Origin of the sequence: Nostoc sp. JL34 (genome assembly GCF_017114945.1) — a bacterium.
In the GTDB taxonomy this organism is placed as follows: Bacteria; Cyanobacteriota; Cyanobacteriia; order Cyanobacteriales; family Nostocaceae; genus Nostoc.
On the sequence record NZ_JABXKQ010000044.1, the window covers coordinates 264,610 to 291,584 of the forward strand.

Annotated in this window: 22 protein-coding genes; 12 read left to right on the forward strand and 10 right to left on the reverse strand. The window is 40.3% G+C overall.

Annotated features, from left to right (window positions below; genetic code table 11):
• The first annotated feature begins 687 nt into the window (after nt 1-687).
• Both HWQ44_RS09240 and HWQ44_RS09245 read left to right on the forward strand, forming a co-directional pair.
• Nucleotides 688-3,084: a response regulator gene (locus HWQ44_RS09240; protein ID WP_292717772.1), complete on the forward strand. Its 2,397-nt coding sequence runs from the start codon at nt 688-690 to the stop codon at nt 3,082-3,084.
• A gap of 118 nt (nt 3,085-3,202) precedes the next feature.
• The gene (locus HWQ44_RS09245; protein ID WP_292717774.1) at nt 3,203-3,679 is read left to right on the forward strand and encodes a hypothetical protein; all 477 of its coding nucleotides are present in this window, start codon (nt 3,203-3,205) and stop codon (nt 3,677-3,679) included.
• Between the two features lie 29 nt (nt 3,680-3,708).
• On the opposite strand, the gene HWQ44_RS09250 is transcribed toward HWQ44_RS09245, so the two are convergent.
• The 3 genes from HWQ44_RS09250 to HWQ44_RS09260 all read right to left on the reverse strand — a co-directional run bounded on the left by HWQ44_RS09250 (nt 3,709) and on the right by HWQ44_RS09260 (nt 6,169).
• Nucleotides 3,709-4,107 (reverse strand): nuclear transport factor 2 family protein, encoded by a 399-nt coding sequence (locus tag HWQ44_RS09250; protein ID WP_292717776.1) that lies wholly within the window; start codon nt 4,105-4,107, stop codon nt 3,709-3,711.
• Nucleotides 4,108-4,145: 38 nt separating this feature from the next.
• Nucleotides 4,146-5,153, reverse strand: coding sequence for a zinc-binding dehydrogenase (locus HWQ44_RS09255; RefSeq protein ID WP_292717778.1), 1,008 nt, complete (start codon nt 5,151-5,153; stop codon nt 4,146-4,148).
• Nucleotides 5,154-5,374: 221 nt separating this feature from the next.
• On the reverse strand, nt 5,375-6,169 hold the full coding sequence (locus HWQ44_RS09260) for an aspartyl/asparaginyl beta-hydroxylase domain-containing protein (RefSeq protein WP_292717780.1): 795 nt from the start codon (nt 6,167-6,169) through the stop codon (nt 5,375-5,377).
• A gap of 117 nt (nt 6,170-6,286) precedes the next feature.
• On the opposite strand from HWQ44_RS09260, the gene HWQ44_RS09265 reads away from it, so the two are divergent.
• A complete protein-coding gene (locus HWQ44_RS09265) occupies nt 6,287-7,786 on the forward strand; it encodes an amidohydrolase family protein (protein ID WP_292717782.1) in 1,500 nt (499 codons plus the stop codon).
• A gap of 5 nt (nt 7,787-7,791) precedes the next feature.
• Here the strand turns inward: HWQ44_RS09265 and HWQ44_RS09270 are convergent, their stop codons facing one another.
• The 4 genes from HWQ44_RS09270 to HWQ44_RS09285 all read right to left on the reverse strand — a co-directional run bounded on the left by HWQ44_RS09270 (nt 7,792) and on the right by HWQ44_RS09285 (nt 11,450).
• Nucleotides 7,792-8,703, reverse strand: a complete 912-nt coding sequence (locus tag HWQ44_RS09270) for a DUF4437 domain-containing protein (protein WP_292717783.1) — start codon at nt 8,701-8,703, stop codon at nt 7,792-7,794.
• Nucleotides 8,704-8,803: 100 nt separating this feature from the next.
• Entirely contained in the window at nt 8,804-9,103 is a 300-nt protein-coding gene (locus HWQ44_RS09275; protein WP_292717785.1) for a protealysin inhibitor emfourin, read from the reverse strand.
• Between the two features lie 135 nt (nt 9,104-9,238).
• The gene (locus HWQ44_RS09280) at nt 9,239-10,318 is read right to left on the reverse strand and encodes a M4 family metallopeptidase (protein WP_292717787.1); all 1,080 of its coding nucleotides are present in this window, start codon (nt 10,316-10,318) and stop codon (nt 9,239-9,241) included.
• Nucleotides 10,319-10,733: 415 nt separating this feature from the next.
• The gene (locus HWQ44_RS09285) at nt 10,734-11,450 is read right to left on the reverse strand and encodes a trans-aconitate 2-methyltransferase (protein WP_292717789.1); all 717 of its coding nucleotides are present in this window, start codon (nt 11,448-11,450) and stop codon (nt 10,734-10,736) included.
• 301 nt (nt 11,451-11,751) lie between these two features.
• Here HWQ44_RS09285 and HWQ44_RS09290 point away from each other — a divergent pair, with 301 nt between their 5' ends.
• On the forward strand, nt 11,752-12,057 hold the full coding sequence (locus tag HWQ44_RS09290; protein ID WP_292717791.1) for a hypothetical protein: 306 nt from the start codon (nt 11,752-11,754) through the stop codon (nt 12,055-12,057).
• Here the strand turns inward: HWQ44_RS09290 and HWQ44_RS09295 are convergent.
• On the reverse strand, nt 12,035-15,034 hold the full coding sequence (locus HWQ44_RS09295; protein ID WP_292717793.1) for a type ISP restriction/modification enzyme: 3,000 nt from the start codon (nt 15,032-15,034) through the stop codon (nt 12,035-12,037). The two genes, HWQ44_RS09290 and HWQ44_RS09295, sit on opposite strands and share 23 nt — an antisense overlap.
• A 427-nt stretch (nt 15,035-15,461) precedes the next feature.
• On the opposite strand from HWQ44_RS09295, the gene HWQ44_RS09300 reads away from it, so the two are divergent.
• A complete protein-coding gene (locus tag HWQ44_RS09300) occupies nt 15,462-16,658 on the forward strand; it encodes a HAMP domain-containing sensor histidine kinase (RefSeq protein WP_292717861.1) in 1,197 nt (398 codons plus the stop codon).
• A 99-nt stretch (nt 16,659-16,757) separates the two neighbouring features.
• Here the strand turns inward: HWQ44_RS09300 and HWQ44_RS09305 are convergent, their stop codons facing one another.
• Nucleotides 16,758-19,028: a bifunctional (p)ppGpp synthetase/guanosine-3',5'-bis(diphosphate) 3'-pyrophosphohydrolase gene (locus tag HWQ44_RS09305; RefSeq protein WP_292717795.1), complete on the reverse strand. Its 2,271-nt coding sequence runs from the start codon at nt 19,026-19,028 to the stop codon at nt 16,758-16,760.
• Nucleotides 19,029-19,324: 296 nt separating this feature from the next.
• Between HWQ44_RS09305 and patD the strand changes: the two genes are divergently transcribed.
• The gene (gene patD / locus HWQ44_RS09310; RefSeq protein WP_292717797.1) at nt 19,325-19,678 is read left to right on the forward strand and encodes a heterocyst frequency control protein PatD; all 354 of its coding nucleotides are present in this window, start codon (nt 19,325-19,327) and stop codon (nt 19,676-19,678) included.
• Nucleotides 19,679-19,935: 257 nt separating this feature from the next.
• On the opposite strand, the gene HWQ44_RS09315 is transcribed toward patD, so the two are convergent.
• On the reverse strand, nt 19,936-20,532 hold the full coding sequence (locus tag HWQ44_RS09315) for a TetR/AcrR family transcriptional regulator (protein WP_292717799.1): 597 nt from the start codon (nt 20,530-20,532) through the stop codon (nt 19,936-19,938).
• 285 nt (nt 20,533-20,817) lie between these two features.
• Between HWQ44_RS09315 and HWQ44_RS09320 the strand changes: the two genes are divergently transcribed.
• The 6 genes from HWQ44_RS09320 (at nt 20,818) to HWQ44_RS09345 (ending at nt 26,921) form a co-directional block, all read left to right on the forward strand.
• Complete coding sequence (locus HWQ44_RS09320) at nt 20,818-22,407, forward strand: DHA2 family efflux MFS transporter permease subunit (RefSeq protein ID WP_292717801.1); 1,590 nt, start codon at nt 20,818-20,820, stop codon at nt 22,405-22,407.
• Between the two features lie 575 nt (nt 22,408-22,982).
• Entirely contained in the window at nt 22,983-23,708 is a 726-nt protein-coding gene (gene cysH / locus HWQ44_RS09325; protein WP_292717803.1) for a phosphoadenosine phosphosulfate reductase, read from the forward strand.
• A 68-nt stretch (nt 23,709-23,776) separates the two neighbouring features.
• Nucleotides 23,777-25,030 carry an exonuclease SbcCD subunit D gene (locus HWQ44_RS09330; RefSeq protein ID WP_292717805.1) on the forward strand — a complete coding sequence of 418 codons (1,254 nt, stop codon included), beginning with the start codon at nt 23,777-23,779 and terminating at the stop codon, nt 25,028-25,030.
• A 42-nt stretch (nt 25,031-25,072) separates the two neighbouring features.
• Nucleotides 25,073-25,201, forward strand: coding sequence for a hypothetical protein (locus HWQ44_RS09335; RefSeq protein WP_292717806.1), 129 nt, complete (start codon nt 25,073-25,075; stop codon nt 25,199-25,201).
• Between the two features lie 75 nt (nt 25,202-25,276).
• Nucleotides 25,277-25,408 (forward strand): hypothetical protein, encoded by a 132-nt coding sequence (locus HWQ44_RS09340; RefSeq protein ID WP_292717808.1) that lies wholly within the window; start codon nt 25,277-25,279, stop codon nt 25,406-25,408.
• 355 nt (nt 25,409-25,763) lie between these two features.
• On the forward strand, nt 25,764-26,921 hold the full coding sequence (locus HWQ44_RS09345) for a sulfate ABC transporter substrate-binding protein (protein WP_292717810.1): 1,158 nt from the start codon (nt 25,764-25,766) through the stop codon (nt 26,919-26,921).
• Nucleotides 26,922-26,975 lie beyond the last annotated feature (54 nt).

The window sequence follows — 26,975 nt, forward strand, 5'->3', positions numbered from 1 at the left end:
TTTATTGTTACACTTGTAACAAAATTTATTCATTTTCCATGAAATAGTAGTTGGCATTTATAAGTAATTATTCTATTGTGATTCTCTATACACAAGCAGCAAGTTGATAATTACATACTTAGGTAATGTTAAGCATTGCTCAAAATTGGTAACAATTAGATTTAGAAGATTGTTAGGCATTGCTAAGATTAAGGCTGACACAAAGACGTGGAGATCCGGTAATTATTTGCTACGCAAATTTCAAAATCATCTCGCAATTATGCAACGCCGATTTTTATTAAACAGCTATATGTTTCAACAAGCTAAAATTGCAAGTAGCGATCAACTTACAGTGCTATAACCCAGAGGCTAGGTACTTTTTATACTCATGCTTGCGGTTGATGTTTTATACAAGTCCTACTTGACACATGTAAGTAGTTCCTGGAGATAGTTTACTTTTAATTAAATCTTTTTACTTTCAAGTCCGAAATTCGCGCGTATCTAAAAAATCTAGCAAAAGATGTGATATCTCAAATCAGCCAGGAGATAGTCTTGTGATTGATGAGGTGAAAACAGCTAAACCAGAAGATTATCTAAATTATCTAACTGGTAGTGGAGAGATGAGGGCGTTGATGTGTAGGGTGTAGCCCATCCCCTATAGGCAAACAAATTTGAGAATTTTTAAACCAATTGAAATAAGAGGCAAGTATGAATTTTCAGAACAATGAACAAAATGTCATTTTAATAGTCGATGATACTCCTGTTAACTTACAAGTATTATTCGATTTATTAGAGTATTACGACTTTAAAGTTTTAGTAGCTGAAGATGGAAAAAGTGCCGTTACAATGGCAGAATATGCCCTGCCTGACCTGATTTTATTGGATATATTAATGCCAGGAATCGACGGTTTTGCAACTTGTCAACTTTTGAAAAAAAATCCAGCCACTCAAGATATCCCCGTAATATTCATAAGTGCCATTACTGACAAGGTGGATAAAGTCAAAGGTTTGAAGCTTGGCGCAGTAGATTTCATCACCAAACCTCTAGAACATGAAGAGGTTTTAGCTAGGGTAAATACCCATTTACGTTTACGAAACCTCACAAGAACACTCACAGAGCAAAATAAACGTTTAGAGATGGAAATCTTAGAACGGCAGCAGGTAGAGGAGAAACTGTTATCTCATTCCGCTGCATTAGCTGAGTGGAACAATCGCTATCAAGCACTAATTCAAGCGAGTGGTCAGATTCTCTACGACTGGAACTTGCATACCAACGAGATCAAATATGCTGGCAATGTAGAGCGAATATTAGGTTACTCTATGCCTGAGATGTTAGGAGGTTTGAACCGTTGGCTAGAGTTGATTCATGCTGAGGATAAAAACTTATTTATCGAAGAGATTAACCGTGTTTTATTCACAAAAGAACGATTCCACCGCATTTCTCGTATATGTCGCAAAGATGGCACTTATATTACAGTTGAGAATAATGGATATATCTTTTTAGACTCTACAGGCAAAGTTGCTCGGATGGCGGGCTTTGTAATTGATATTACTGAACAGCAAGCTGCGCTACGCGATCGCAAAAACGCAGAACAGAAAATCCGTGAGCAAGCTGCTTTGCTCAACATCACTACAGACGGGATTATTGTTCAAGATTTAGTTAACCAAATTCAATTTTGGAATAAAGGCGCTGAACATCTCTACGGTTGGATGGCAGAAGAAGCACTGGGCAAGAATGCCAATCAGCTTTTATATCGAAAGCAGAATTTTTGCCAACTCAAAAACATCCAGAAAACTTTAGCTGAGAGTGGTTCGTGGCAAGGTGAGTTACATCAAGTTACAAAACAAGGCAAAGAGATAATCGTTGCTAGCCGCTGGACACTGGTAAATGACGATCAGCAGCAAGCCAAATCTATCTTGATTGTCAACTCCGACATTACAGAGAAAAAGCAACTCGAAGCGCAGTTTCTCCGGGCCCAACGGATGGAGAGTCTTGGCACGCTAGCAAGTGGTATCGCCCACGATCTCAACAATGCACTGACACCCATGATGATGACAGTACAACTTTTAGAGGAAAAGCTCCCCGATCAAAAAAGTCAGCAATGGCTGACAATTATGGAAACAAACGTTAAACGTGCGGCAGATTTAGTTAAACAAGTACTGTGGTTTTCACGCGGATCTGTAGGTAACTTTAAAACCTTACAGGTGCAATATTTAATTTCTGAAACTGAAAATATTGTTAAGCAAACATTTTCCAGAGCTATTGAGATCCGCATTGATGTTCCTCAGCAAAACCTATGGAATATCTTTGGTGATGTTACTCAGTTGCACCAAGTACTGATGAACCTCTGTATCAATGCTCGTGATGCCATGCCTGATGGCGGTATTCTAGAGATTTCTGCAAAGAATTTTTGGGTTGATAGCCACTATGCTCGGATAAATATTGATGCTAAGGTGGGTTCTTACGTGATGATTGCCGTCCGTGATACAGGTACAGGAATTAAGAGAGAAATTGTAGATAGAATTTTTGAGCCATTTTTCACAACAAAGGAACTGGGTAAAGGCACAGGGCTTGGTCTTTCAACAGTGCTTGGTATCATCAAAAGCCACAGCGGTTTTGTGAATGTAGTTACTGAAGTGGGCAAAGGCACAGAGTTTCAAGTTTGCTTACCCGTGACGCAGACAATCGATGCAGATAGGAAATTAGCTGGAGAGAATGAATTACCCGCAGGGCACGGAGAATTGATTCTTGTTGTTGATGATGAAGATTCAATTCGAGAGGTTACTCAAACCTGGCTAGAAAAAAATGCCTATAAAGTTCTAGTAGCTAGTGATGGGATTGATGCGATCGCACTCTATACAAAACATCAACAAGAAATTAGTGTCGTGTTGGTTGATATGATGATGCCATATATGGATGGGCCAACAACTATCAATGTGTTGAAAAAAATTAATCCAGACATCAAAATTATTGGTGTTAGTGGATTAGCCTCCAATCATGAAATGATTAAAATACTCGGTAATAGCGTTAAAACCCTTTTGTCCAAGCCCTACACCTCAAGCGACTTGTTAAGAAATTTACAGATGGTGATTAACACAAAGTAGAGTTTGTCATTAGTCATCAGTCATTTGTCATTAGTGAATAACCAATGCCCAATGCCTAAACAAAATAGTAAGTAGCAGTGGTAATATATTTTCATGGCTGCTCTAATCCTTGCTATTGATGAACAAACTATTGGATGAAACGCTGTCAATCAAAATTGCTGAACAGATAAACAGCAAGGCTAGCACTCCGTTTGATAATGCTTACAAAGCAGCATTGTCTACTGAGGGAGCAAGATATATTCAGGGATTTTTAGCTTTTCCTGGGAAGCCATACAGACCAATTGAACACAGTTGGGTTGAGCTAGGCGATGCCTCCGATATCCGTATTGTCGATCCCACATTACCGCACCTGAACAAAAACCCTCAAGAACTCTGGTATTTTGCAGCACAAAGGTTCACTGTTAAAAAACTGAAAGCAATCATTGAAGAATCAAAAGAAGATTATCCAGAAGATGACCCATTGCCAATCTATGGTGATCCACCTTATGAATATTACGGTGATATAATGTTAGGCGGTCAAGACTACTTGGCAGCATATCAAGCCGCAGAAGCTAAATGTAGAGAAATCAATGAACTCAATCCTGAGAGGAACTAACAAAAGTTAATTAAATAATTACGAATTATTTAATCCGATTTTCCATCACTGCCAAAGTATTCCCTATAGCCACAAATTTTGTCTCCACGCACATCAAAAGAAACTGCTACCCGATTTTTGTAAGGCTGTCCAAACAAAAGCCCCTCATCCCGAAACTCAAAGACAGCCGTCGTTTCATTGCTAGTAACACGGTCTAAACCAGTCAAGTTCAAACCAGGATTAAAGGATTCAAAAACGTACTCAAAAAATTCTTTTGCTCGCTCTTTTCCGACATTTAAACCGTGGAATTTTCCCATTGGAAACCAAAGGGTAAAATCTTCTGTGAGCATATCTAACAATGCTTCCCACTCTCCTGTTGCCATACCATGCGTCAGATTTTCAAATGCCTGTTGAGCAACTTTTAAAGTATTTTCTGAATCTTGTGTCATTCTCACCCCCGACTGGATATAAACTAATACCGTGTTACTTAAAACCTCACTACCACTTTGCCACAATTATGACCACTGAGGAGATATTGTACCGCGTCGGGTATTGATTCTATACCTTGAAACTGTGTTGGGTCAACGGCAACTTTGAGTTTGTCTGTGTAGAAGAGGTTTAAGAGGCGATCGCCTGCTTCTGGCATATATTCTTTATAATGAGTCATGAGGAAGCCTCTCACAGAAGCTGCTTTCCAAAATAGCTGGTGATAAAGACGTGGTTGTGTAATTTGTTCTATATGATTTGTGTATTCGGAGATAAAACCAACCACTACTAAGCGTCCCCGCACTGCCAAGTTTTCAACGCAGGTATCAAATACGGTTTTTCCTACACAGTCAAAGATTAAATTAATCCCATTAGGGTATTCTTGCTTGAGGACTTGATTGAGATTTTCTGTCCGATAGTTGATAATGCGATCGCACCCTAATTCTCTCAGTAACTTTGCCTTCGCCTCAGAACTACAAGTACCAATAACATGATTACCAGCTAATTTTGCCAATTGCACCGCAATATGACCAGTTCCCCCTGCTGCTGCTGTCACTAAAACCACTTCATTATTTTTCATTTCTCCCACTTGTTCCAGTGCTACCAAAGCTGATACACCTGTAGGCATCAGTGTTAGCAGCTCTGGTGTTGCTTGCCGCACCTTCACCGCTAAGTTGGCATCAATAACCTGATATTCTCGATAGCCGCCACCACGCCAAGTTGTGACTACAGCATCACCTATTTGAAAATCTTTGACATTTTCACCTATAGCGATAACTTTCCCTACAGCTTCCACACCTAAATCAAAGGGAGGAATTAAGTTAAGATAGGGAACATCACCACGACAAAGTAAAGTGTCAAACCCACCATTAACGCCAGCAAATTTGTTTTGAATTACAAGTTCACTAGCAGCAGGTTGGGAAATAGGAATTTCGACAATTTCAATAGCAGATTTAAAATCTTGATTAAGTTGCTTTGCTCTTAACTTTCTGTAAGTTTTTACGTACATTGCTAAATCTTCGGTTTGCCTTACTCCTCAATTATTAGTTTTAACGTAGATAATAATCCTAAATCATTCATGAAAATCTCTATTCATTCTCTCTGCGGTTCGTGAGAAAAAAATTTCATGAGGTCAGGGAAGGCAGACTATTAGTTTTAAACCTATCTAGGCGGATTTTGATTGTGTAGCCGTGATTTATAGTCGCCTTCTCAGATATTCTCTCTCTAGGATTATAAGGCTTTATCCCACTCTAATTGATGAGCTAAACCATACTTGATAAAATCTTCTACTGTAGCTTTATCACTTTTACCAAAAACACCTAAGCTGTAAGGATTATCTTGCATCCGTTGTTTGACTTGTTCTTTCTCAAATCGGATTACTTCCTCTCTAGGTTTATCCGGTTTAAAAAAGTCTACAACCAAAACAGTTCGATCATAATTAGTGTAATTATGCGGGCAGTGTGGATAACTGTGATCTAAAACTAGGAATTTTCCTTCATGCCAATAAAGCTGCTCATAGCAGATTTTCATAGCCACATCTCCCTCTGGCACAATTAATCCTAAATAGCCACGGTTCATATGAGGATTATAGTTCACATGCAGCCTGATATCTAAGCCTGGATGGAATGTACCATAGTACACGTTTCTAATTATCTCATCATTACTCAAGTTAACTTTTGCTATCACTTTAGCTAAATTTGGGAAATATTTCTCTCTTAATGCAAGTGCTTTTTGTGATGCATCATCTGACCGATAATCAGGATATTGTATTTGGTACGCTTGAATATATTGTTCAATAAACATACCTTGAAATAAAATACCAAAAGCACTATATTTGGCATCACCCTTGGTTTTAATCGTTTGACTTTTAGGCCCAAGAATATTATGAGTTAACTTTAACTCGTCATCAGAGGCATTCTTAATAAAGTGTGTAAACTCATCTCTAATCACTTGCCAGTTATCTACAAAACTTTTAAGAAAAGTAAATTCCTTTGGGTCTATGTGATACTCATTAAAACTTTCCATTGTCTTTTCTCCTGAAGGTGATTTCATAAAAAAGCGTTATATAATAATGGGATTTGGTCTTCGTCCTGATTCGATGTTGGAATTCCTGACTAAACTCATTTTAGTGTGAGGTCTACTGTGTCTGAAACTCCCGTATTAGATCAAATTATCAAAAATGTGCGGGTAGTTCGTCCCCATCAGGATGCAATCGAACTACTTGATTTAGGAATTAAGGATGGAAAATTTGCTCAGATTGCTCCTAATATTAGCCCAGACACAGCTAAAGAGGTATTTGATGGCAAAAATTTACTGGGCTTTCCTGGAGTTGTGGATGCCCACATGCACGTCGGTATCTATCAACCCCTTGATAAAGATGCTGTGACTGAAACCAAAGCAGCTGCAATGGGAGGTGTGACTACTAGCTTAAATTACATCCGTACAGGGCAGTATTATCTTAACAAAGGCGGCTCCTACCGCGATTTTTTTCCAGAGGTGTTGGCCTTATCCGCAGGTAATTTTTTTGTAGATTACAGCTATCACATCGCACCTATAGCTAGTCAGCATATCGACGAAATACCTTTATTGTTTGAAGAACACGGTGTATCTTCGTTTAAAATCTTCATGTTTTATGGCGGCTATGGGTTGCATGGTTTGTCAGACCAGCAAAACCTCTTTTTGATGATTAATAAAGAGGAACGGTACGACTTCGCCCATTTTGAATTTATTATGCGTGGTCTAACTAGCTTGATGGAAAAACATCCAGAAGCGCGAGATACTATCAGCTTGAGTTTGCACTGCGAAGTTGCAGAAATTCTCAACGCTTATACCAAAATAGTTGAAACTGATTCTAGTCTTAGCGGACTACACGCCTATAGCGCAGCGCGTCCACCTCATTCCGAAGGTTTAGCAATTTGCATTGCTTCTTATTTGGCACATGAGACTAACTGTGCAAATATCAATTTGTTGCACCTGAGTTCGCGTAAAGCAATGGAAGCAGCTTTGACTATGCAAACTGCTTTTCCTCATATCAATTTTCGGCGAGAAGTTACTGTCGGACATTTGTTATTAGATGTCGATACCCCTAATACAATTTGGGCAAAAGTCAACCCTCCTATTCGTCCCCGTGCCGATGTGGAATACTTATGGCAAGCAGTACTTAATCATCAGGTAGATTGGATAGTTAGCGACCATGCTTGCTGTTCTGCTGAACAAAAAAGAAATGTTAAAGACCCGAATAATATTTGGTTAGCAAAGTCTGGTTTTGGCGGTACAGAATATTTACTTTCTGGTGTATTTAGTGAAGGTAGTAAGCGAGGGATGTCTTACAACCATATCGCTAAATTGCTATCTTGGAACCCATCCCGGCGCTTTGGTTTGTTAGAAAAAGGTGATATTGCTATTGGCTATGATGCTGACTTGGTGTTGGTAGACCCCAATGAAACCTTTGTGGTACGTGCGGCTGAGTCGGAATCACAACAAGGTTATACACCTTTTGAAGGAATGGAGTTAACTGGAAGGGTAAAAAGTACCTTTCTACGAGGAAATCTTATCTACAACAACGGACAGATTTTGGGTTCACCCACTGGACGTTATTTAAAAAGACCTTTTAGTAATCCCCACGGAAACCTTACTGCTTAAAAAACCTATGTGTCTTGAGGTGCATATGACAAAACTGTTGCAACTTTTGATAAATCCCTATCAACGCGGATAAAGAATAAGCAACCATCATCTGTTCTGTGCCAAGGAGAGGTGGTAAAGGTGGGGATATAGCCAAAGTAATCCTTTAGAAATCGGTAGTCTCCAATATCACAGTATCCAGCTAGGCAATACCCCTCCTCGTTATAACATTGAATCATTGGGGACTTGCCATCATAATGTGGCAAGATAGCAAGCAGCCAGACTCCACCCCCGTTGCTATCCTTCCTTAGCCACTTCTTATTTGCTTGTACAAATTGAACTGTTTCTGTATTGCCCCACGGTAGCAATTTGCTATCCAATGCTGGGATAAAGCTACTTAACCTAGTATCTGGATGATTATTTAGTGCATATTTATACTTGAGAGGGCCGTTTTCCATCCAGAGGATTTCTGCTTCTTCGTCACCTAGCACTTTCCAAGGGCCTACTCTCATTCCTGCGGGGATAAAAGAGTAGCCATGCTTGCTTAACTGCCACTCTCCCAGTTGGATTGCACCTCTAAGCACGAAAATCTCCAAATCAGAAGTAAAGAAGCCAGATGGTGCTTCAAACTGCCGTGGTATTACAACTCTTGAGGTTGATGCACCATTGTCATGCCAAGTAAGTAAGCGACGGCTTCCAGCTACTACATTCTCTGGCATTCCACTGATGCGCCATGCGTGTTCCTCTGGTGTCGCATTCGTATCAAAATACTGGTACTGGCGAGGTACATACTCTTTGGAGATAGCTGTACGCCTTCCTGATAGGTTCATCCGCCCTCTTCCGTCTCCACCCCAATCTTCTTTTACAGATGCTACATGCAAAAAATCATCAGTTTGGTTTTCTTCTGCGGAATTAAAATTTATCTTCTCTTCGCCCATGACTTCACATTCTCCTGTTGAGATGCTTCTCCCTAGGCATTCAATTTTATATTGCGTTGACTGGATTTTCTTCTAAAAATTCAATTGCTAATTCAGTAAATTACCTTTTTTGTGCTACAGTTTGTAACCATTCAATCAGGGGTCTTAAAGTTCCTGGCAATGCTGACTCACTAACGGTCACCGTATGCTGTTTACCGTTATCTTCTACTGTTAACTTATACTGAAAGCGATCGCTCTCTTGATTTGGCGAAGTAATTAGTTCAGGTAGCCTAAATAAATCAGCAACTTCTACTAGTCGCGGAAGTGTTGCAGCTTCATGTGGCGGGAGAGTGTCTGTATCAACGGTTGTCTTCTTGCTGATCCCGGCAAAGCCGCCCGTGCGTTCAAATGATACCCGCATTGTTTTGCTCTCCGTTGGGTTATTTAATTGGGAGATGATAGTTATCACCTCCCACTTTAGCAACAACAAACAACAGATTTATCAGTCCTGAGTACTGACTATTTACAGACGCGATTAATCGCGTCTCTCCTAACTCTAAATAACTCCTACCTTTTGCCAAGCGTTCTGCACAGCTTTCTGCTCATTACTGTCATTACCGTAGAGTTCGCCAGCAATTTGAATGGTGACGCTGGCAGCTTTTTTAAAATCTGCTTTAGCATTCAAGCGATCGCGTAAAGCAATATACCAGATTTTACCAACTGTTTCCCAAGCATAACCACCAATCTCAACAGCCGCTAGATAAAAGGCATAGTTAGGGATTCCTGAGTTGATATGCACTCCAGCATTATCTTCAACGCCAGTATATTTATCTTTTACATGGGCTGGTTGGGGATCTTTACCCAATACTGGATCATCGTATGCTGTTCCTGGTGTTTTCATTGATCGCAGGGCAACACCTTTGACAGTCGGTACTAAAAGACCTTCACCAATCAGCCAGTCTGCCTCTTGTGCAGTCTGATTTTTGGACTTTTGTTTCACTAAGGAACCAAAGACATCAGAAAATGACTCATTCAGTGCCCCTGGTTCGCCATAATACTGTAAGCCCGCTTCGTACTGAGTCACACCATGAGCTAACTCATGTCCAATTACATCAATTGATTTCGTGAAACGTTGAAACAGTTCTCCATCACCATCACCATAAACCATCTGGTCACCGTTCCAAAAGGCATTGTCATATTTGACGCCATAATGCACGGTGGAGTCTAAACGTAGTCCTTTGTCGTCAATGGAATTGCGATCGAAAATCTCATAAAATAATTCATAAGTCGCACCAGCAGCATCGTAGGCTTCATTCACTGCTGCATCACTGCTTGGTGGATCTCCTTCAGCCCGCACTAGTGTACCAGGAAGTTGCTGGCCATATTTGGCATCGTAGATAGTGCGACGCTTCTCACCCGGAGAAGGTGCAAAGGAAACATTACCTATGACATCTCTGCGTCCGCGAAGCTGTGCCGAAACATTTAATGTATGAAAAGCCCAACTACGCTGCTGGGGATTCCCATTTACAACGACATTTTCCAGCATGTGGGGCGGGATAATACAACAAATCGGGCATCTAGAGGAAAGTGGATGCTCATGCTTGAACCCGGCTGATTTCTTTTTATTTCGAGCCATCCAAGATATTCTCCTTTTGAAACTAAGTGATGGCAAACAGTGGCTTTAACTCCACTGGAGAAAGGAGCAGAAAAACGAATCCAAATCGCGTGTCCCTGGTTTCTTTTCTGAAGAAAATTTTCTACTCTGTATTTTCGGATAGGTCTGTAGAGGATTGATAGTACCCTCACGGGTACTTCTGATGTGGAAATATTGTATAAAAACACAAAGCTAGCTTAATTAGCGCAAGTTTCAGCCAAAAACCTTGCGTGAGTTAGCAAGACCTCCTTTACAGACCTAATGCGTTTATATATTAGTTCTGATCGAGAGAATTAATGTTATTTATTGCTATTTTGTTACTATCAAGCTATTAATGCTATAAATACCCATTAGAGATAGAAAAATCCCAAATCTAGACATCCAAAACCTCAAATTTTCACAGCCAGCCACCAAAGACCGCCAGACCATAATATTTCCAAGGCACTGCAACTATCTTAAATCCAGCTTTGCTCAACATTTGTAAATGAGCATCTAAAGTAGCTAGCTGGTCTTGACTAGAGTAACCTTGGGTGCTGCTCGCACCAAGCTTCGCGCGAATCTCTGTTGAATTAGTTCCCTGTTGAACTGACCATTCCTCTCGTACCGCCTTGTAAACTTCTGCTAAGGCTGGTGATTCTGGTAAAGTGGGGTCAGCGTTCCAAAAACAGCCGTCTTGAGTGAGGCTAGCAGCAATTCGCTCAAATAACTTCAATTTCATCTCATCGTGGAGATGGTGAATTGCCAAGGATGAGACACAAGCATCAAATTTGCTACCAATATTCAAGTTCTCTGGATTATTTGCCCAGTCGCCAAAGTCTGCTTGTATACCAGTCCAGCGTTGTTGATATCCAGCTGCTGTGATTTTATCTTGGGCAAATTGCAACATTCTAGGTGAGTAATCTAAGGCAATTACTTGGGCATCTGGAAAGCGGTTGAGTATCTTGAGACTAAGTTCGCCTGTACCGCAACCTAATTCTAAAATACGCCGACTTGTGGAAGGCAGACAACGGGCAATTACCTCCAACATCTCATCGTATCGGGGTAAGAGTTGGCGAATACCAGTGTCAAAATCAGTAGTGTTGGCGAATACCTCTCCAGGAAATAACTGTTGCATGGGGATCGAAACTCATAGGTACACTAATCAATATTAATCATCCATCATTACCGAGGTATATAAGCTAATCGATCGGAGTAACTTTTAGTATTAAAATATATGGACTAAAATATATATGGACTAAAATATACTTTTTCAAAAACAACCTACAATATTGCTGAGAGGTTGCTAAAGTCGTCAAAGTGAGGGTAATTCTGTGGAATTGGGGTTTGAATGGCATGAAAAAAAGTTTCTACAGAATGCCAATCCAGTATTCGCATTATCAGTTGCCGCCAAGCCACAAAAGCAGAACGGAAAGTTTATGAACAAAGTTAATTCTGAGCAGCCGGAGATCACAGATAATGATATGCTTCCAGAATACGATTTTACAGATGGTGTTTGTGGGAAGTATTACCAAGCTTATCGGTGTGGACATACTGTTACTATTCATCAAGCTGATGAGACAACTGTTTTACAGTACTTTACTCTTGAAGATCGGGCAGTGATGCTTGATCCCGATGTACAGAAGTATTTTCCTAATGGAGAAGCTGTCAATCAGGCTTTACGCACATTGATTAGTCTGTTCCCGAAAAATAACAAATCGATTACACCTGAATCTGTTGAATAATCTGCATTGTTTCCACGCTGACGGTGCAGACTCTTTGTAGTAAATCTATTACCTGTTCTTTGTAATCTGCAAAGCGATATGTATTAAATTTTTCAGCAATTGTCGGGTCTTTAGGTTTCTTTTCTTTGTATTGATCTAATATCCATTCTAAAGCACAACGGTTGCCAAGGCGATATTCCCAAGCAATTTTGGGGATACCTTCTAGAGTGGTGACATCATCTAAAATAATGCTTCCATTGACTGCATCGGCTTTGAGTTTTGCCTTTGGTGTCCTATTTTTAGCGAGAGGTAAATCAATTCGTTTTAAAGGATGGGGTTGGACGGTTTCATAATGGATGTGCAAATCCATCAACTGTTTACCCCAGTTAACCCATTGGTGAAAGTCATCATAGAAGGGTATGCGGGGAAATTCTCGTTTCAAATTAATTTCGTATTTGGTGCGATAGGCGGGATTATGTAAGACTGCGTAGGTGTAGTGAAAAATATCTAACTTGGTAATTGTCGAGTCGTTGTAGTGAGTTTGGAATTGTGCTAACCCCCAATCGGTGATATTGTCGATGCGGTTCCCGTCTTTGTCGTAGCGGTAGAGAGGAAGGCATTGAGAATCTCCTGTTAGGTGCAAGTCAATTAATAAATCTGATGCAAGACAGTGAAAAGGTTTATTTGAGCCAATATTAGAAATACCAATCAATTGATTGTGATTATTTAAGGTTTCAAAAAATATATCATAATGATTTTGAGTTAATCTATGATTGAAAGTTTTTTCTGTGTATTGATATAGCTTAAAGTATGGCCTATATAGAGATAACTGAATTAACCTTTTGTTAAAACTAACTTGTTTTCCGCTATGCAAATAACTTTCTAGTGAAGAACTCCATTTAATAGAGTGATCCATAGTTTTATTTTGAACAGATAAGTTATACACTCCTATCATTAGTTTAATTTTTTCTGTTAAAATCGGATAACTAAGATCATATACCCATTCATCTCTATTTGTAACAACTCCTATTGTAAACAAATTAAATACAGCTTTTTGTCCTTTGCCAGCTTTTACATCTTTATCAATTAATGGTAAAAGATTTTCAAAATCATTATCAGATTGTTTAATCCAATTATGATTTTTATCTGGGGTAATATGATCAAAATGAATATCAGTAAACTTAGTTTCAGTTAAAAACCTTAACTTTTCCTCTGCTGTATCAAAATCTGGGCGGCGAGTATGAAATATTTTGCAAGGTGTACCATTGCTTACTTGCCTCTTTATCATAAAAATAATTGCAACGCCAGTTTGAATACCAAAAATATTATGTGTCGTACCTAATAGCTTAGGATTTTCTCTAATGTCTCCATGCAAATCAACAATATAAATCTCACTAAATTCATCACTAACAGCTTTTCTAAGTCCGTCGAATGTCCTAGCGTCAATAAAAGATGAATTAGTGATAAATGCTAAAATTCCATTTTTACTTAATCTATCAGTAGCCCAACGCATAAAACGAGTGTACATATCATAAAGTACAATCCGATTTTGGGCTTTACTATATTTGATATAAGACTCTTTTATAAGCTTGTCTATTGCTTTATAAGCACGATTAGCATTATTTTGATTAAAGTTGTCTTGCCTTGCATTATATGGAGGATTCCCAATAATCACCGATATTGTGCTTTCATTTTGCCGTTTAATTCTCTCTGTATTTTCTATACTCATAGAAAATAAATCTAATTGTTTGCCGGCAAATGATGTATGATCCAGCGTATCGACAAAACAAATATTTTCAAACTCTTGATATTCACCCATTTTTTGCTTATAGGAATATTCAATGTTTAAGTTAGCGATGTAATATGGTAAAATCGCTACTTCATTACAATGAATTTCATTCTTATATTTATATTCCAGAGTGTTTTTAGGCAAATAATCAATTAATTCAGTAATGAAAGTGCCTGTTCCTGTAGCCGGATCTAAAATTTCGACATCTTTATCAGCAAGCAGCTTACCAAAATTTTTATGAACTAAATAATCTACACTTTCAATCATGAAACGCACGATTTCATTTGGCGTATATACAATTCCTAGCCTGTCAGCCGCTTTCGGGTTATATGCTTTATAGAAATTCTCATAAAGCACTTTTAAAAACTTCTGCTTTTCATGATGATTGTAAATATTCGCAGCAGTTCTTCTAATGACTCCATAGTAACGCTCAATAGTACCAAGAGTATTTTTTTTAGTGCTACCTGTAAAAAAGGTATCTATCACCCCTTTTAATTCACGAGCAATATTATTTTCTCGATGAAACTGAGATTCATTGAAGATGCTAATAAAGATATCTTCAGTTAAAATATGCTGAATCATCATTTCTCTAATATCCAGCAAAGTAACTTCAGGATTAATTGATTCTTTGCAGATACCCCAAAATTTAGCTCTGGCTATTTTAAAAGCTGCGTTTGTTTCGATTTGACTCTCGATTAAGTTACGCAAAGCATTTAAAACAGCCGGTAAATCTTCCTTAAAAATTTCAATCGCCTCACGAAAATCTTTAACTTCTGGGCGAACATAATTTATAAAATATGTAATTATACTATCCAGCGCCGCAGTATCTTTCATCGGAACGCGCATGGTTTCTTGTCCACTCTGAATTAAAACTGCTGTTTGCGAGTCTTCAAACAGAATGTTGCTATCTGGGTAGCCTTTTATAAGTTTTTTGCTAATTTCTTCGTCGAGATTATCGTATTCATCCTTGCTTTCCCAATAGCCCCAATCCAAACGTAAAGCATCTTTAACAGTGCCATCTGGATAAACAAGTTTGCCGCTAGGTGTTTTATAATCTAGTTCGGGAATAACCCTAAATTCTCTAGGTTTGCAATATTCATTAACTAAGTTTTGAAATGCAACCCGAATCGATGTTTCTTTACGTGAACCGCCATATTGAATAATTCTTTCTACTTCTGTGTGATATTGACTAACCAGAAGTTTGGACATACTTTATCAAACTTTTATATTTTTTAGCTCATGCTTAATGTAGCCTCGGTAAAAAAATTATAGATTGCTAATAGCACGGATTTTATGTATGGTAGTACATCTATACTCTTGTAAGTATACTGATGTAAATATTTGCAAATTAGAATTATATAAAAAGTAGAAATATTGGTTTTTTACATCTCTTAATAAAGTTAGATAAATAAGATAGTAAAAAACTTAATTATGTTGAGTTATTTTACTCTGTAACCACAATCTACTTGGTTAAGCGATCGCTCTTGCATTTATGATGAAATCAGCTAAAACGATTAGTTCAGCAAGAACCTGATCTTTTCACTAACCTCTATCTTCTGTCAGGTGCGAACTTGACATTAAACGTACTAATCTACCTCTAATGGAAAAAGCTTCGCTGTCTTTGGTTGTGCAAAAGATGGATTTTAGTCAGACTCTAATTACAAAAAGTGATGCCATTCTTGATCAATGGGTAGAAGCAGTTTACCAGGATCAACAAATTGAAGCTACTAATGAACTTACTTTCAAAGCTGTACGAGATAGCTTACCCCGCGTTTTGAAAGCATTAGCAACAGTACTTTCTGAATCTGCAACCAGCGATTTGCAGACAGTAGTAGATGCAAGTTTAGAACACGGCACACTTCGCGCCCAACAAGGATTTGAGCCAGCGGAAATTGCGCGAGAGTATCGTTTACTCCGGTTTGTGATTTTTTCTTTTTTAGAAGAAGACTTATTACAGGGATCTGCACAAGAGGTGCTAAGGGCTGTTCGCCTGATTGATACAGTAATTGATGAAGCGATCGCTCGTTGCTTTAACAGTTATACTCAAGGACGATTACAAGAGCTTAAACAACTCCAAAGTCAGTTGCGGTTGACTAACCAAGAGCTAACTCGTTTGGTTCGTGCTAATAAAGATAATCTTTCTCATTTAGCTCATGAACTGAAAACGCCCCTGACTTCAATTATCGGTTACGCAGACTTATTTCTGCGCCAGCAGCGTCAACAGCCAGAAATCAAGGACACCTATGCAAATCTTGAAAGTATCGAGCGAGTTCTTAAGAGTGGTAGACTTCTTGTCCGGTTAATTAACGATACTCTGAAAATTTCGCGCTATGATGCCGGACAGATGAAATTGCAGCCGATTATAACCGATATAGGTATTTTAATCAACTCAGTTTTAGATATGATTGACCCACTAGTGCGTACTAAAGAATTATCCTTGGTTGTTGAATGCGATCGCGCCCCAAGTCAAGTTATCACAGATCCTCTTCGGCTTCAGCAAATTCTGACAAATCTGCTAAGTAACGCAATTCGCTACACAGAATCTGGTTCAATTCATTTGCAGTGCTGGACGGTATCTCAACACCAGTGGGCTATCTCCGTTACTGATAGTGGTATTGGTATTTCTCCAGATGCTCAAGCACAAATCTTCAATCCCTATTTTCGAGAAGTAACTGCTCCCAAAGTGCAAAGTTCTGATGGTACAGGATTAGGCTTAGCAATAGTCTCTCGATTGGTTCAGTTAATGGATGGTGAAATTAAAGTAGATTCACAGCTAGGAAAAGGGTCTACATTTACAGTACTTTTGCCATTAGAAGCAATCGCTCAGGTATAACTGTCGCTTTGCTACAATTCAAAATTTAAAACTTGAGAGTAAAATCGCAACTTAAATTGGTGCGTTAACGCAGTGTAACGCACCCTACAATTGGCACATCTACTCGTCGATTTGACCAACGCGGCGGATATTTAAAATGTCGCTCATTTTCTTAATTTGGACGAACACTTGCTCTAGTTGAGAGCGATCGCGTATATCTATTCCTAAGTCCATCAATGCAGGTTGACCAATAGAGGTTTTCACCTGAGCATGGCGGACATTAATTCCTTGGTCACTCAACCGTGACAAAATATCCTTTAGCACCCCTACGCGGTCAAGGGCTTCAATTTGAACATCTACTGGGTACGTGTGCGGACGACCGCTATTTTCGGCGGCTGGGTTCCACCTAACTGGTACTAAGCGCTCATACTCCACAGTCTCCAGATTATGGCAGCCTTGGCGATGAATTGAAATCCCCCTACCTCGCGTCACCACACCAATAATTGGTTCGCCAGGAATCGGGGTACAACACCCAGCTAAATAATACACCAACCCCTCTACCCCAAAAATTGGCGAATCAGTGGAGCGGGAAGTAGTTGCAGGTGCATCTCGCAAAGCTTTTGATGTAGTTGGTTCTTTGGGGATAAATGGCGACACAGTAGAAACTGGTTGTTGTCCCTTCGCTACTTCTCGCCAGCGATTTAGCACTAGGTTCAACGTCACTTCTCCGTAACCCAAACCTGCAAGTAAATCGTCTACGCTGTGATAGTTACACTTTTCGGCGACAGTCTCCATCGCATCTGACTTTAGCAAACTATCAAAGCCAGTTTTACCAAGTTCCTTTTCTAATAATTCTCTTCCACGGGCGACATTTTCTTCCCGGCGCGATCGCTTGTACCATTGTTTTATCCGATATTTCGCCGCTGAAGTCCTGACAAAGTTCAACCAATCCAAACTCGGATGGCAGTTCTTTTGGGTCATAACCTCTACAATATCGCCATTTTGCAGCCGCGTTGACAGTGGCACCATTCGCCCATTCACCCGCGCCCCTGCACAATGGTTTCCCACTTCTGTATGAATGCGATAAGCAAAATCTATAGTAGTAGCACCAGGACTTAAAGGGACAACATCGCCCTTAGGGGTGAAGACATAGACATCATCTTCAAATAGATTGTCTTTGACACTATCAAGATATTCTTGTGCATCCTTGAGATCAGTTTGCCATTCCAGCAGCTGCCGCAGCCAAGCAAACTTGTCATCTGTCGCTGTCAAATGGCTAATACTAGAACCACCTGTTTCTTTGTACTTCCAATGGGCGGCAATCCCATATTCAGCGATATGATGCATTTCGATTGTCCGAATTTGCACCTCCAAAGGACGGCCAGTTAGTCCAATCACCCCAGTGTGCAATGACTGGTAACGGTTCGGCTTTGGTAGTCCAATATAGTCCTTAAATCTCCCAGGAATTGGGCGAAAAGCATCATGAACCACCGCCAACGCCCGATAGCATTCTTCATTGGTTTGAACAATAATCCGCAGTGCCGCCAAATCGTAAATTTCGTGAAATTCCTTTTGCTGGCGGTGCATTTTTTGGTAAATGCTATAAAGGTGCTTGGGACGACCGCTGAGATCCTGAAAGTGGATTCCGGCTTGGTGCAAACGTTCTCGCAAAATGTCTGTCGCTTTGGCCAATTTCTCTTCTCGCGCCGTCCGTTTTTCAGAAACATGCTGCTGCATTTCGCGAAAAGCTTCCGGTTCCAAATATTTAAAAGCCAAATCTTCCAGTTCCCATTTAATCCGCCAAATCCCCAAGCGATTAGCTAAGGGTGCAAAGATATCTCGCGTTTCTTGGGCACTGCGGCGGCGGCTGGCCTCTGACATATATTGTAAAGTTCGCATATTATGCAAACGATCTGCCAATTTCACCACAATTACCCGAATATCTTGCGCCATTGCCAAAAACATCCGCCGGAAGTTTTCGGCTTGGCTTTCGGTTTTGCTAGTGAAATTGATCTTAGAAAGCTTGGTGACACCTTCAACCAATTGCCGTACTTCTGGGCCAAAGCGTTCTTCTATTTCTTGACTTGTAACTTCTGTATCTTCAACGACATCATGGAGAAATCCAGCTGCTATCATAGCAGCACTACCTCCCAAGTCACGCAGCAAGTCAGCAACAGCAACGGGATGAGCAATATATGGTTCTCCCGATTTGCGGTATTGACCTTGATGCAGTTGGTAAGCAAATTCAAATGCGCGACCAATTAATACAGTATCACTATACCTTCGGTCATCTTCTGTTGCGCCGCTAGTTGTCGATGACTCCTTCAAACATTTTTTCAACCATTCCGGAATGGCTAGATCAACTGATGAATTTATAGCTATGCTGCTCATACAATTGGGTTTAGAGTGGATCGGTAGATAAGTGAAAAATAAATAAAACTGGCAGCATCGCCTTAAAAAGATGCTGTTGCCCGAAATAGGGTAGAAAAAACAGTTTAAGGATGATTTTCCAATTGCTAATGGTAATCATCCAGTTTCAGTTTCAAGGATCATAAAAAAAGAAAATCCATTGATGGCAAACAAAGCCTCAAACCAGAATTTGAGGCTTTTAGTGGTGATAAGTCTTTAAGAAAGTTTATTGTAGAAGAAAAATTACTTGACATTAATACTATCTTAACTAGCACTGGATGTCTTTAAACCGTGAGAAATATCTGGTATTCGTAACCTTGTTAGAGCAATTCCGCTCTGATGCCACAACTACTCAAATCGTTGCGCCCGAACTGCGGCAGCGTGTAGCCTCGTTGCAGCAATTTTTTGGGCAACAAATTGTGCCTTTGGCTGATGAAAACTGGCGAGTACAGTCTTATCAAACGGAAATGAGCAAGCAATTGCGCTTGTTGGCAATAGATGTAATGTTTTTCCAAGGAGCGCGGCAGGCATCTACTGCACAAACGAGACTTCAAACGATTAGCGATCGCTTGACAACCCTCATTCAATATTGTGATGCCATTCTGCAACCAGAAGCGGAGGGAGAAAAATAACAATTGTTCACCTTTTTCTCTAATTTCTCCATCATCTCATTTATGACCTATAGTGAAAAGTTATTTTGCTAACAAGTTGAATTGGGCATTGGGGAGGCAGTGCGGTCTTCTCCCAAGGGGAGACGCTAAAAGCGATGGGGTTTCCCCAAGTGGAGCAACTGCCGTCATTGGGCATTGGTTATTCTCGTTGTCCCTGTAAAGTTCTGATCTAAGGAAGCCTTATCTTAGTCTTGTTCGCATTCGCCATGCCCCATGCCCTATGCCCCATGCCCAATACCTTTGAGGAGAAGATTTATGGTGCGGCGCATGTATGCTTCTACTGGCTCGGTTGTGGGTTTAAAGATCAGTGCATAATATAATGAGCCGCTCACCAGGTCGATAATGAGTTCTACGTCTGCATTATTCTGAATTTCGTCTCTAGACTTGGCACGCTCAAGTACTTTAGAAAAGGCTTCACGTCGGAGTTTTGTATATTTTGTCCAATAGACCTCTGCAAACTGAGGATTGCTAGAAGCTGTACTGATGATTAATGCGAGTGTCTGACGACCAAGGGGACTATCTATTTTTTTGGCGGCATTATTAATCAGGATATCCATGTCTCCCCAAAAGCTGCCAGTATCGGGGATCGCTAAATCATCTCTCAAACTTTCTATTGCGTCTGCAACTAGTTCTTCTTTGGAAGTGTAACGCCGATAGATGGTTGTTTTACCAACTCCAGCACGAGAAGCGATCGCTTCTATACTCATACTTTCATATCCTACCTCTGCAAGCAGATCCAAGGTCGCTTGCAGAATAGCTTGGTCGGCCTGGATGCTGCGTGGGCGTCCAGAGGTGCTATTAATTTGCTTACTCATAAAAATATCATCCCCAAGCAATATCTTCTTGGCCATTTGCTCCTATTTTTGGGCATAGAACATACCAGATGGGAATAAATCAGTCCAGAAATCATTTCCCATGCACTAAAACAGCAGCAATGACCATCCATCTTTAGCATAGGTATTTCTGCCACTTTTCATGGAAAACTCTCTTGACCGTTTTTATATGATACGCTACCGTAGCGTATATATACAATACTTAATTTTAGCTTTGGCCAACCAAGGCATTGCTTGACATCTCCCAAATATTACTTGTGCTAAATAATGGCTACCAACATTAAACATTCTAGTTTTGACGAATTTGGTTATGTCCACGGGCCATTGAAGTGGGCGATCGCATTTACGGCTTCTCTTGGTGCAATCTTAGAAGTAATTGATACTAGTATTGTCAACGTAGCTCTCACTGATATCCAAGCAACTTTGGGTGCAACTGTCAGTGAAGTGGGTTGGATAGTTAGCGGATATGCGATCGCTAATGTCGTCTTAATTCCCTTATCTGCATGGTTGGGAGATTACTTTGGGCGTAAAACCTACTTTATCTTCTCACTGATTGGTTTTACGATTTCCTCTATTTTATGTGGGCTATCCTTCAATCTACCAATGTTGATTGCGGCTCGAATTCTCCAAGGTTTATGCGGTGGCGGATTGCTAGCGAAAGCCCAGGCGATTTTGTTCGAGACTTTTCCCCCAGCTGAACAAGGTTTAGCCCAAGCAGTTTTTGGCGTGGGTGTGATTGCTGGCCCGGCAATTGGCCCAACCTTAGGAGGATTCTTAGTAGATGGTTTAGGCTGGCGCTGGATTTTCTTTGTCAATATTCCCTTTGGGATCATTGCAGTAGCCATGTCTTTGGCGTTTTTGCCAAAGAATAAAGACAAGAGCGATACCCAAAACCAAGCTGTTGATTGGTGGGGAATTGGGTTTTTAATCGTGGCTGTGGGTAGCATACAAACTGTATTAGAAGAAGGGGAAACAGACGACTGGTTTTCCTCTCGTTTCATCGTCTCTCTGACTATCCTCGGTATTATCGGCTTGGGGTTGTTTATTTGGCGAGAACTGAAAACCGATCACCCGGCTGTGGATTTGAGAGTTTTGCGTCACCGTTCTTTAGCTGCGGGAAGCGTTCTCTCAGCAGTGGTAGGTATGGGGCTTTATGGCGCACTCTTCGCTGTGCCGATATTTGCTCAGAGTGTGTTGCACTTTACAGCAACGCAGACAGGACTATTGTTAGCGCCTGGTGCTTTAGCGTCTGCGATCGGGATGGTTTTATTAGGCAAACTGACTAGTATCGTTGATGCCCGATTTTTAATTGCGATCGGTGCTGTCGGCTCATCTGGAGTCATGTTTCAATTGGCAGCTATTACCCCACAAAGCGGGACAGACGATTTATTTTGGCCATTGGTATGGCGCGGAGCTTTTACTGTATTTATGTTTCTCCCTTTGAGTTTGGCAGTTTTAGGGCCGCTACCCAAAAAAGATATTTCTGCTGGTTCTGGTTTCTACAACCTAACTCGACAACTAGGTGGCAGTATCGGCATTGCTTTACTTACTACTCTGCTTGACCGCAGACAGACTTTTCATCGAGATATCCTGTTAGCAAAACTTAGCCCTTATGACCCAGAAACCAGTCAACGTCTCGACTTGCTCAATGGGGCACTTCAAGGACAAGGCATTGATGCAGCAACAGCACAACAACAAGCACTCGCTTTATTAAGTCAAACAGTAGATACTCAAGCTGCTGTTTTATCTTACGCAGATTGCTTTCGAGTCGTAGGCATAGGATTCCTTTGCTCATTACCCCTATTATTATTCCTGGGTAAAGGCGGTGCAGGAGTGAAAGCGCCAGTCGGTCACTAAGCTAAAGGAAATTGCGATCGCATCCCTATTGGAAATAAAACTACGTAAAAACGCTGAAAATCACAGCAAAAAGTTAATACACACGGATGTATCGGCATAAAAAAAGTAAAAGTCCCACTCAGTTTTGAGCGGGACTATGTGAAGTTTTATTGCTAAAATTAGAAATATTGATTTTAGAAAAAGTTCATGATTGTAATAATGCCAACGCTGGTTAATACCATTAAAGCGCCCATAATTATAGACTGGCCTAATGGATTGCTGAATTTTGCATTGTTCATTTAAGTAAAATCCCTTTTATTAATAGTTCCTTAACCATATCAAAATCAGTATAAATATCTATAAAAGTCTTGTAAAACTTAAATTACCGTAAAGTTTCTTAGTAAATCTTTTATTTTTACGTACGTAACAATTTTTACTGGGCATTAGATATGGTTATTTTTCTTGTCCCTTATCCCCATTCCCACAATGTAGTAATTTCCGAACGAAATGATTACCTTATCTCCGAGCGGAATACGCGCCTTTATGGGATAAGATCAAAATTAATCAAGGTAAAAATATTTGAATAGAAGATTATCATGACAGTCTCCACGGCATCTAAAAACCAAGCGATCGCTTTTGACTTAGAAAAATTAAATGAGCAATTTGAAACTGCCACTCCTAAAGAAATACTGGCATGGTCTATAGAAAATATCCCAACGGGACTGGTGCAAACAAGCGCCTTTAACGTGGATGACATGATAATTACCCATATTCTTTACAGTGAACTGAAGCATCCCGTTCCTGTGATCTTTCTCGATACCTTGCACCACTTTCCTGAAAGCCTGGAATTAGTAGGCAAAGCTATACAAATCTACAACCTGGATCTGCAAACTTTCAAAACTCCAGATGTAGATACCCGCGAAGCCTTTGAAGCCAAATACGGTGACAAACTTTGGGACAAGGATATTGCCAAATTCCACCACATTACAAAAATTGAACCATTGCTACGGGGTCTAGACGAACTCAACAGCGTCGCTTGGATCACCGGACGCCGCCGTGACCAAGCAGTAACCCGTGCGAATATGCCCATATTTGAATTTGACGGTAAAGGTCGGCTGAAAGTAAATCCCATAGCTACCTGGACACGTCAAGACAGTTGGGTTTACGTGGCTGAACATGGAGTCATCTACAATCCCCTCCACGACCAAGGTTATCCCAGCATCGGCGACCAACCCATCACCACCAAAGTAGGTGAAGGCGAAGACGAACGCGCCGGACGCTGGCGGGGAAGTGATAAAACAGAATGCGGAATTCATATTTAGTCATTGGTCATTTGTCATTTGTCATTAGTATTAGACAAAGGACAAATGACTAAGAACAAAAGACAAATATGATTAAAATCCTCCATCTCTCCGATATCCACATGGGAAGCGGCTTCTCCCACGGACGAATTAATCCGGCAACGGGATTAAATACACGATTAGAGGATTTTGTCAATACACTATCTATATGTATTGACCGAGCGCTGACAGATACCGTCGATATGGTGATATTTGGTGGCGATGCTTTCCCGGATGCTACACCACCGCCTTATGTACAACAAGCTTTTGCTAGCCAGTTTCGCCGTCTCATGGATGCCAATATTCCAACAGTGCTGTTGGTAGGCAACCACGACCAACATTCCCAAGGACAGGGAGGGGCGAGTTTAAATATTTACCGCACTTTGGGAGTACCAGGATTTGTTGTCGGTGATACATTAACTACTCACTGCATCCAAACCCGTAATGGCAAAGTGCAAGTAATTACTCTGCCTTGGCTGACTCGTTCTACCTTAATGACTCGCCAAGAGACTGAAGGTTTATCTTTGGCGGAAGTCAACCAACTATTAACAGAACGTCTACGAGTTGTTTTAGAAGGGGAAGTTCGCCGTCTTGACCCCGATGTGCCTACTATTCTTTTGGCTCACTTGATGGCTGACAATGCAACCTTGGGCGCAGAACGCTTTTTGGCAGTAGGTAAAGGCTTTACTCTACCCTTATCTTTGCTGACGCGACCTTGTTTTGATTATGTAGCCTTGGGACACGTCCACCGCCATCAAAATCTGAATAAATCCAACAACCCGCCGGTAATTTATCCAGGGAGTATTGAGCGGGTAGATTTTAGCGAAGAAAAAGAAGACAAAGGCTATGTAATGCTAGAGCTGGAGCGGGGAAGGGCTGAGTGGGAATTTTGTCCTTTGACAGTTCGGACTTTCCAAACCATTGAGGTGGATATCTCGAAAGTAGATGATCCGCAAGCGGTGTTAATGAAAGCGATCGCCAAGTATGATATTCAAGATGCTGTAGTGCGGCTAATTTACAAACTCCGCTCTGAACAGATGGATTTAATTGACAGTTCCTCTCTACATACTGCTTTAAGTCCCGCTCACACCTACACCATTCAAGCAGAATTAGTGAGTCAGTTAGCCAGGCCCCGAATTCCTGAATTGAGTGCAAGTAGCAGTATCGACCCAATGGAAGCGTTAAAAACTTACTTAAATAATCGCGAAGACCTCAAAGAAATAGCAGCATCAATGATGGATGCAGCCCAAAAGTTGCTAGCAGATGAAGTGGAAGTTTGGCTAGAAGCAGCAACTAATGAGTAGGATAAAGCCAATTAATTGACTATACTCCACTCTCTCAAACTTATGACACAAACAATCCTAGCAAAGGACATTGACCTACGCTTTTTAATCGATAACTTTGGTATTCAGTTAGTTTTGGATGGCTCATTCTTTCACGAATGGCAAGAAGATTTACCAGAAATTAATGATTGAACTTTGTCTAGAAGTTGAGGAAGAACAACAGGATTCACTCGACTTTGTTGGTATTCAACGAGTCGCAGTTGAGATATGAGTCAATTCCCAAGTGTTACAGGAAGGGAAGTTATTGCAGCCCTGAGTAAAGTTAGTTTTGAAGTGGCTAGGCTTTCTGCCAGTCATCATTATGATGATTTTGAAGGTCAGATTATTATATACAAATAATAGTCGTAATAAGCGCGATCGCTATATATCATACTTAAGATGCTATTATGCAGCTACTTGGTTTTAAAAACAGCTTTACTGACTAAAAAAAGTTGAGTTTCCACTACTGTTCTGTATTACTCATCACATATTTTTTAGCAAATATTATGTACGCAGCGGGATTGTTTCGCTTTCAAGCAGAAAAGCCCGTTTTTTGAAATACCTTGCTAAATCAGATTTATTTGCTACTTTTGAGCATAAATTGCTCACTGAGTAAAAAAATTGAAGTCAAATGATAAATATTATTCTATATACCCTATAATTCTCATAATCACGGTATCCATGTAGAAATACCGTAGATTTAGGGGTGATTCTAATGAGCAAGTCGCAACAACCGACACAATTAAGTAAATTCCTCAATGAGGGAATGCAGGCTTATGCAATGAAAGCCTTGCGAACTATACAAGTATCGTATCAAAACGCAATTAGAAGTTGGTTAGATGGACGCAGTATCCAAAGTTTTGTAAGTCTGTTTTTAATAAGTATTTTTTTGACTATAGCAGTTGCCTCCTGTTCGGGAAGCAGTTCAGCTAGCAAAAATGATGTTAAGTTAAAACTCGTTTCATTCTCTGTCACCAAAGCTGCACATGATCAGATAATTCCCAAATTTATCGAAAAGTGGAAGCAAGAACACAACCAAAATGTCACATTTGAGCAAAGCTATGGTGGTTCTGGCGCTCAAGCTGCTGCTGTCATTAACGGTTCCCAAGAAGCAGATATAGTACATTTGGCACTTCCCCTCGATGTCAGCAAAATTGCTCTTGCAGGTTTAATTAAATCAGGTTGGGAAACCAAAGCACCGAGAAGTGGTATTGTGAGTAGATCGGTTGCTGCGATCGTTACTCGCGAAGGCAACCCGAAAGGCATTCAGACTTGGGCAGACTTGGCAAAAGATGGCGTGAAAGTGATTGCCGCTAACCCAAAAACTTCTGGTATTGCTATCTGGGAATTCTTAGCTTTCTGGGGTTCGGTGACTTTAACAGGTGGTGATGAAGCGACAGCGCTAGATTATGTCACCAAAGTTTATAAAAATACCCCGACTCTAACGAAAGATGCCCGTGAGGCTAGCGATTTATTCTTCCAAAAAGGTGAAGGAGATGTCTTAATCAACTACGAAAATGAGGTGATTTTGGCAGGTAAAAATGGGACGAAGTTGCCTTATGTTGTACCCCAAGTCAATATTTCTATTGACAATCCTGTAGCGATAGTTGATAAAAACGTCGATAAACACGCTACAAGAGAAGTTGCACAAGCATTTGTTGATTTTCTTTACTCCACAGAAGCTCAACGGGAATTTGCCAAATTACAATATCGTCCTGTGAACCCCAGCGTTACCCAAGAAGTAGCATCACAATATCCGCCAATTAAAACTTTATTCACATCTCAAGATTTAGGTGGTTGGGAGATTATTCAGAACAAGTTTTTTGGAGATGGGGCAATCTTTGACAAAATTCAAGCTGTGAACAAAGCATGATAAAAGAGATATCATGCTGCATTCTCTACATTTTGCCGCTAGCCAAGCATAAGT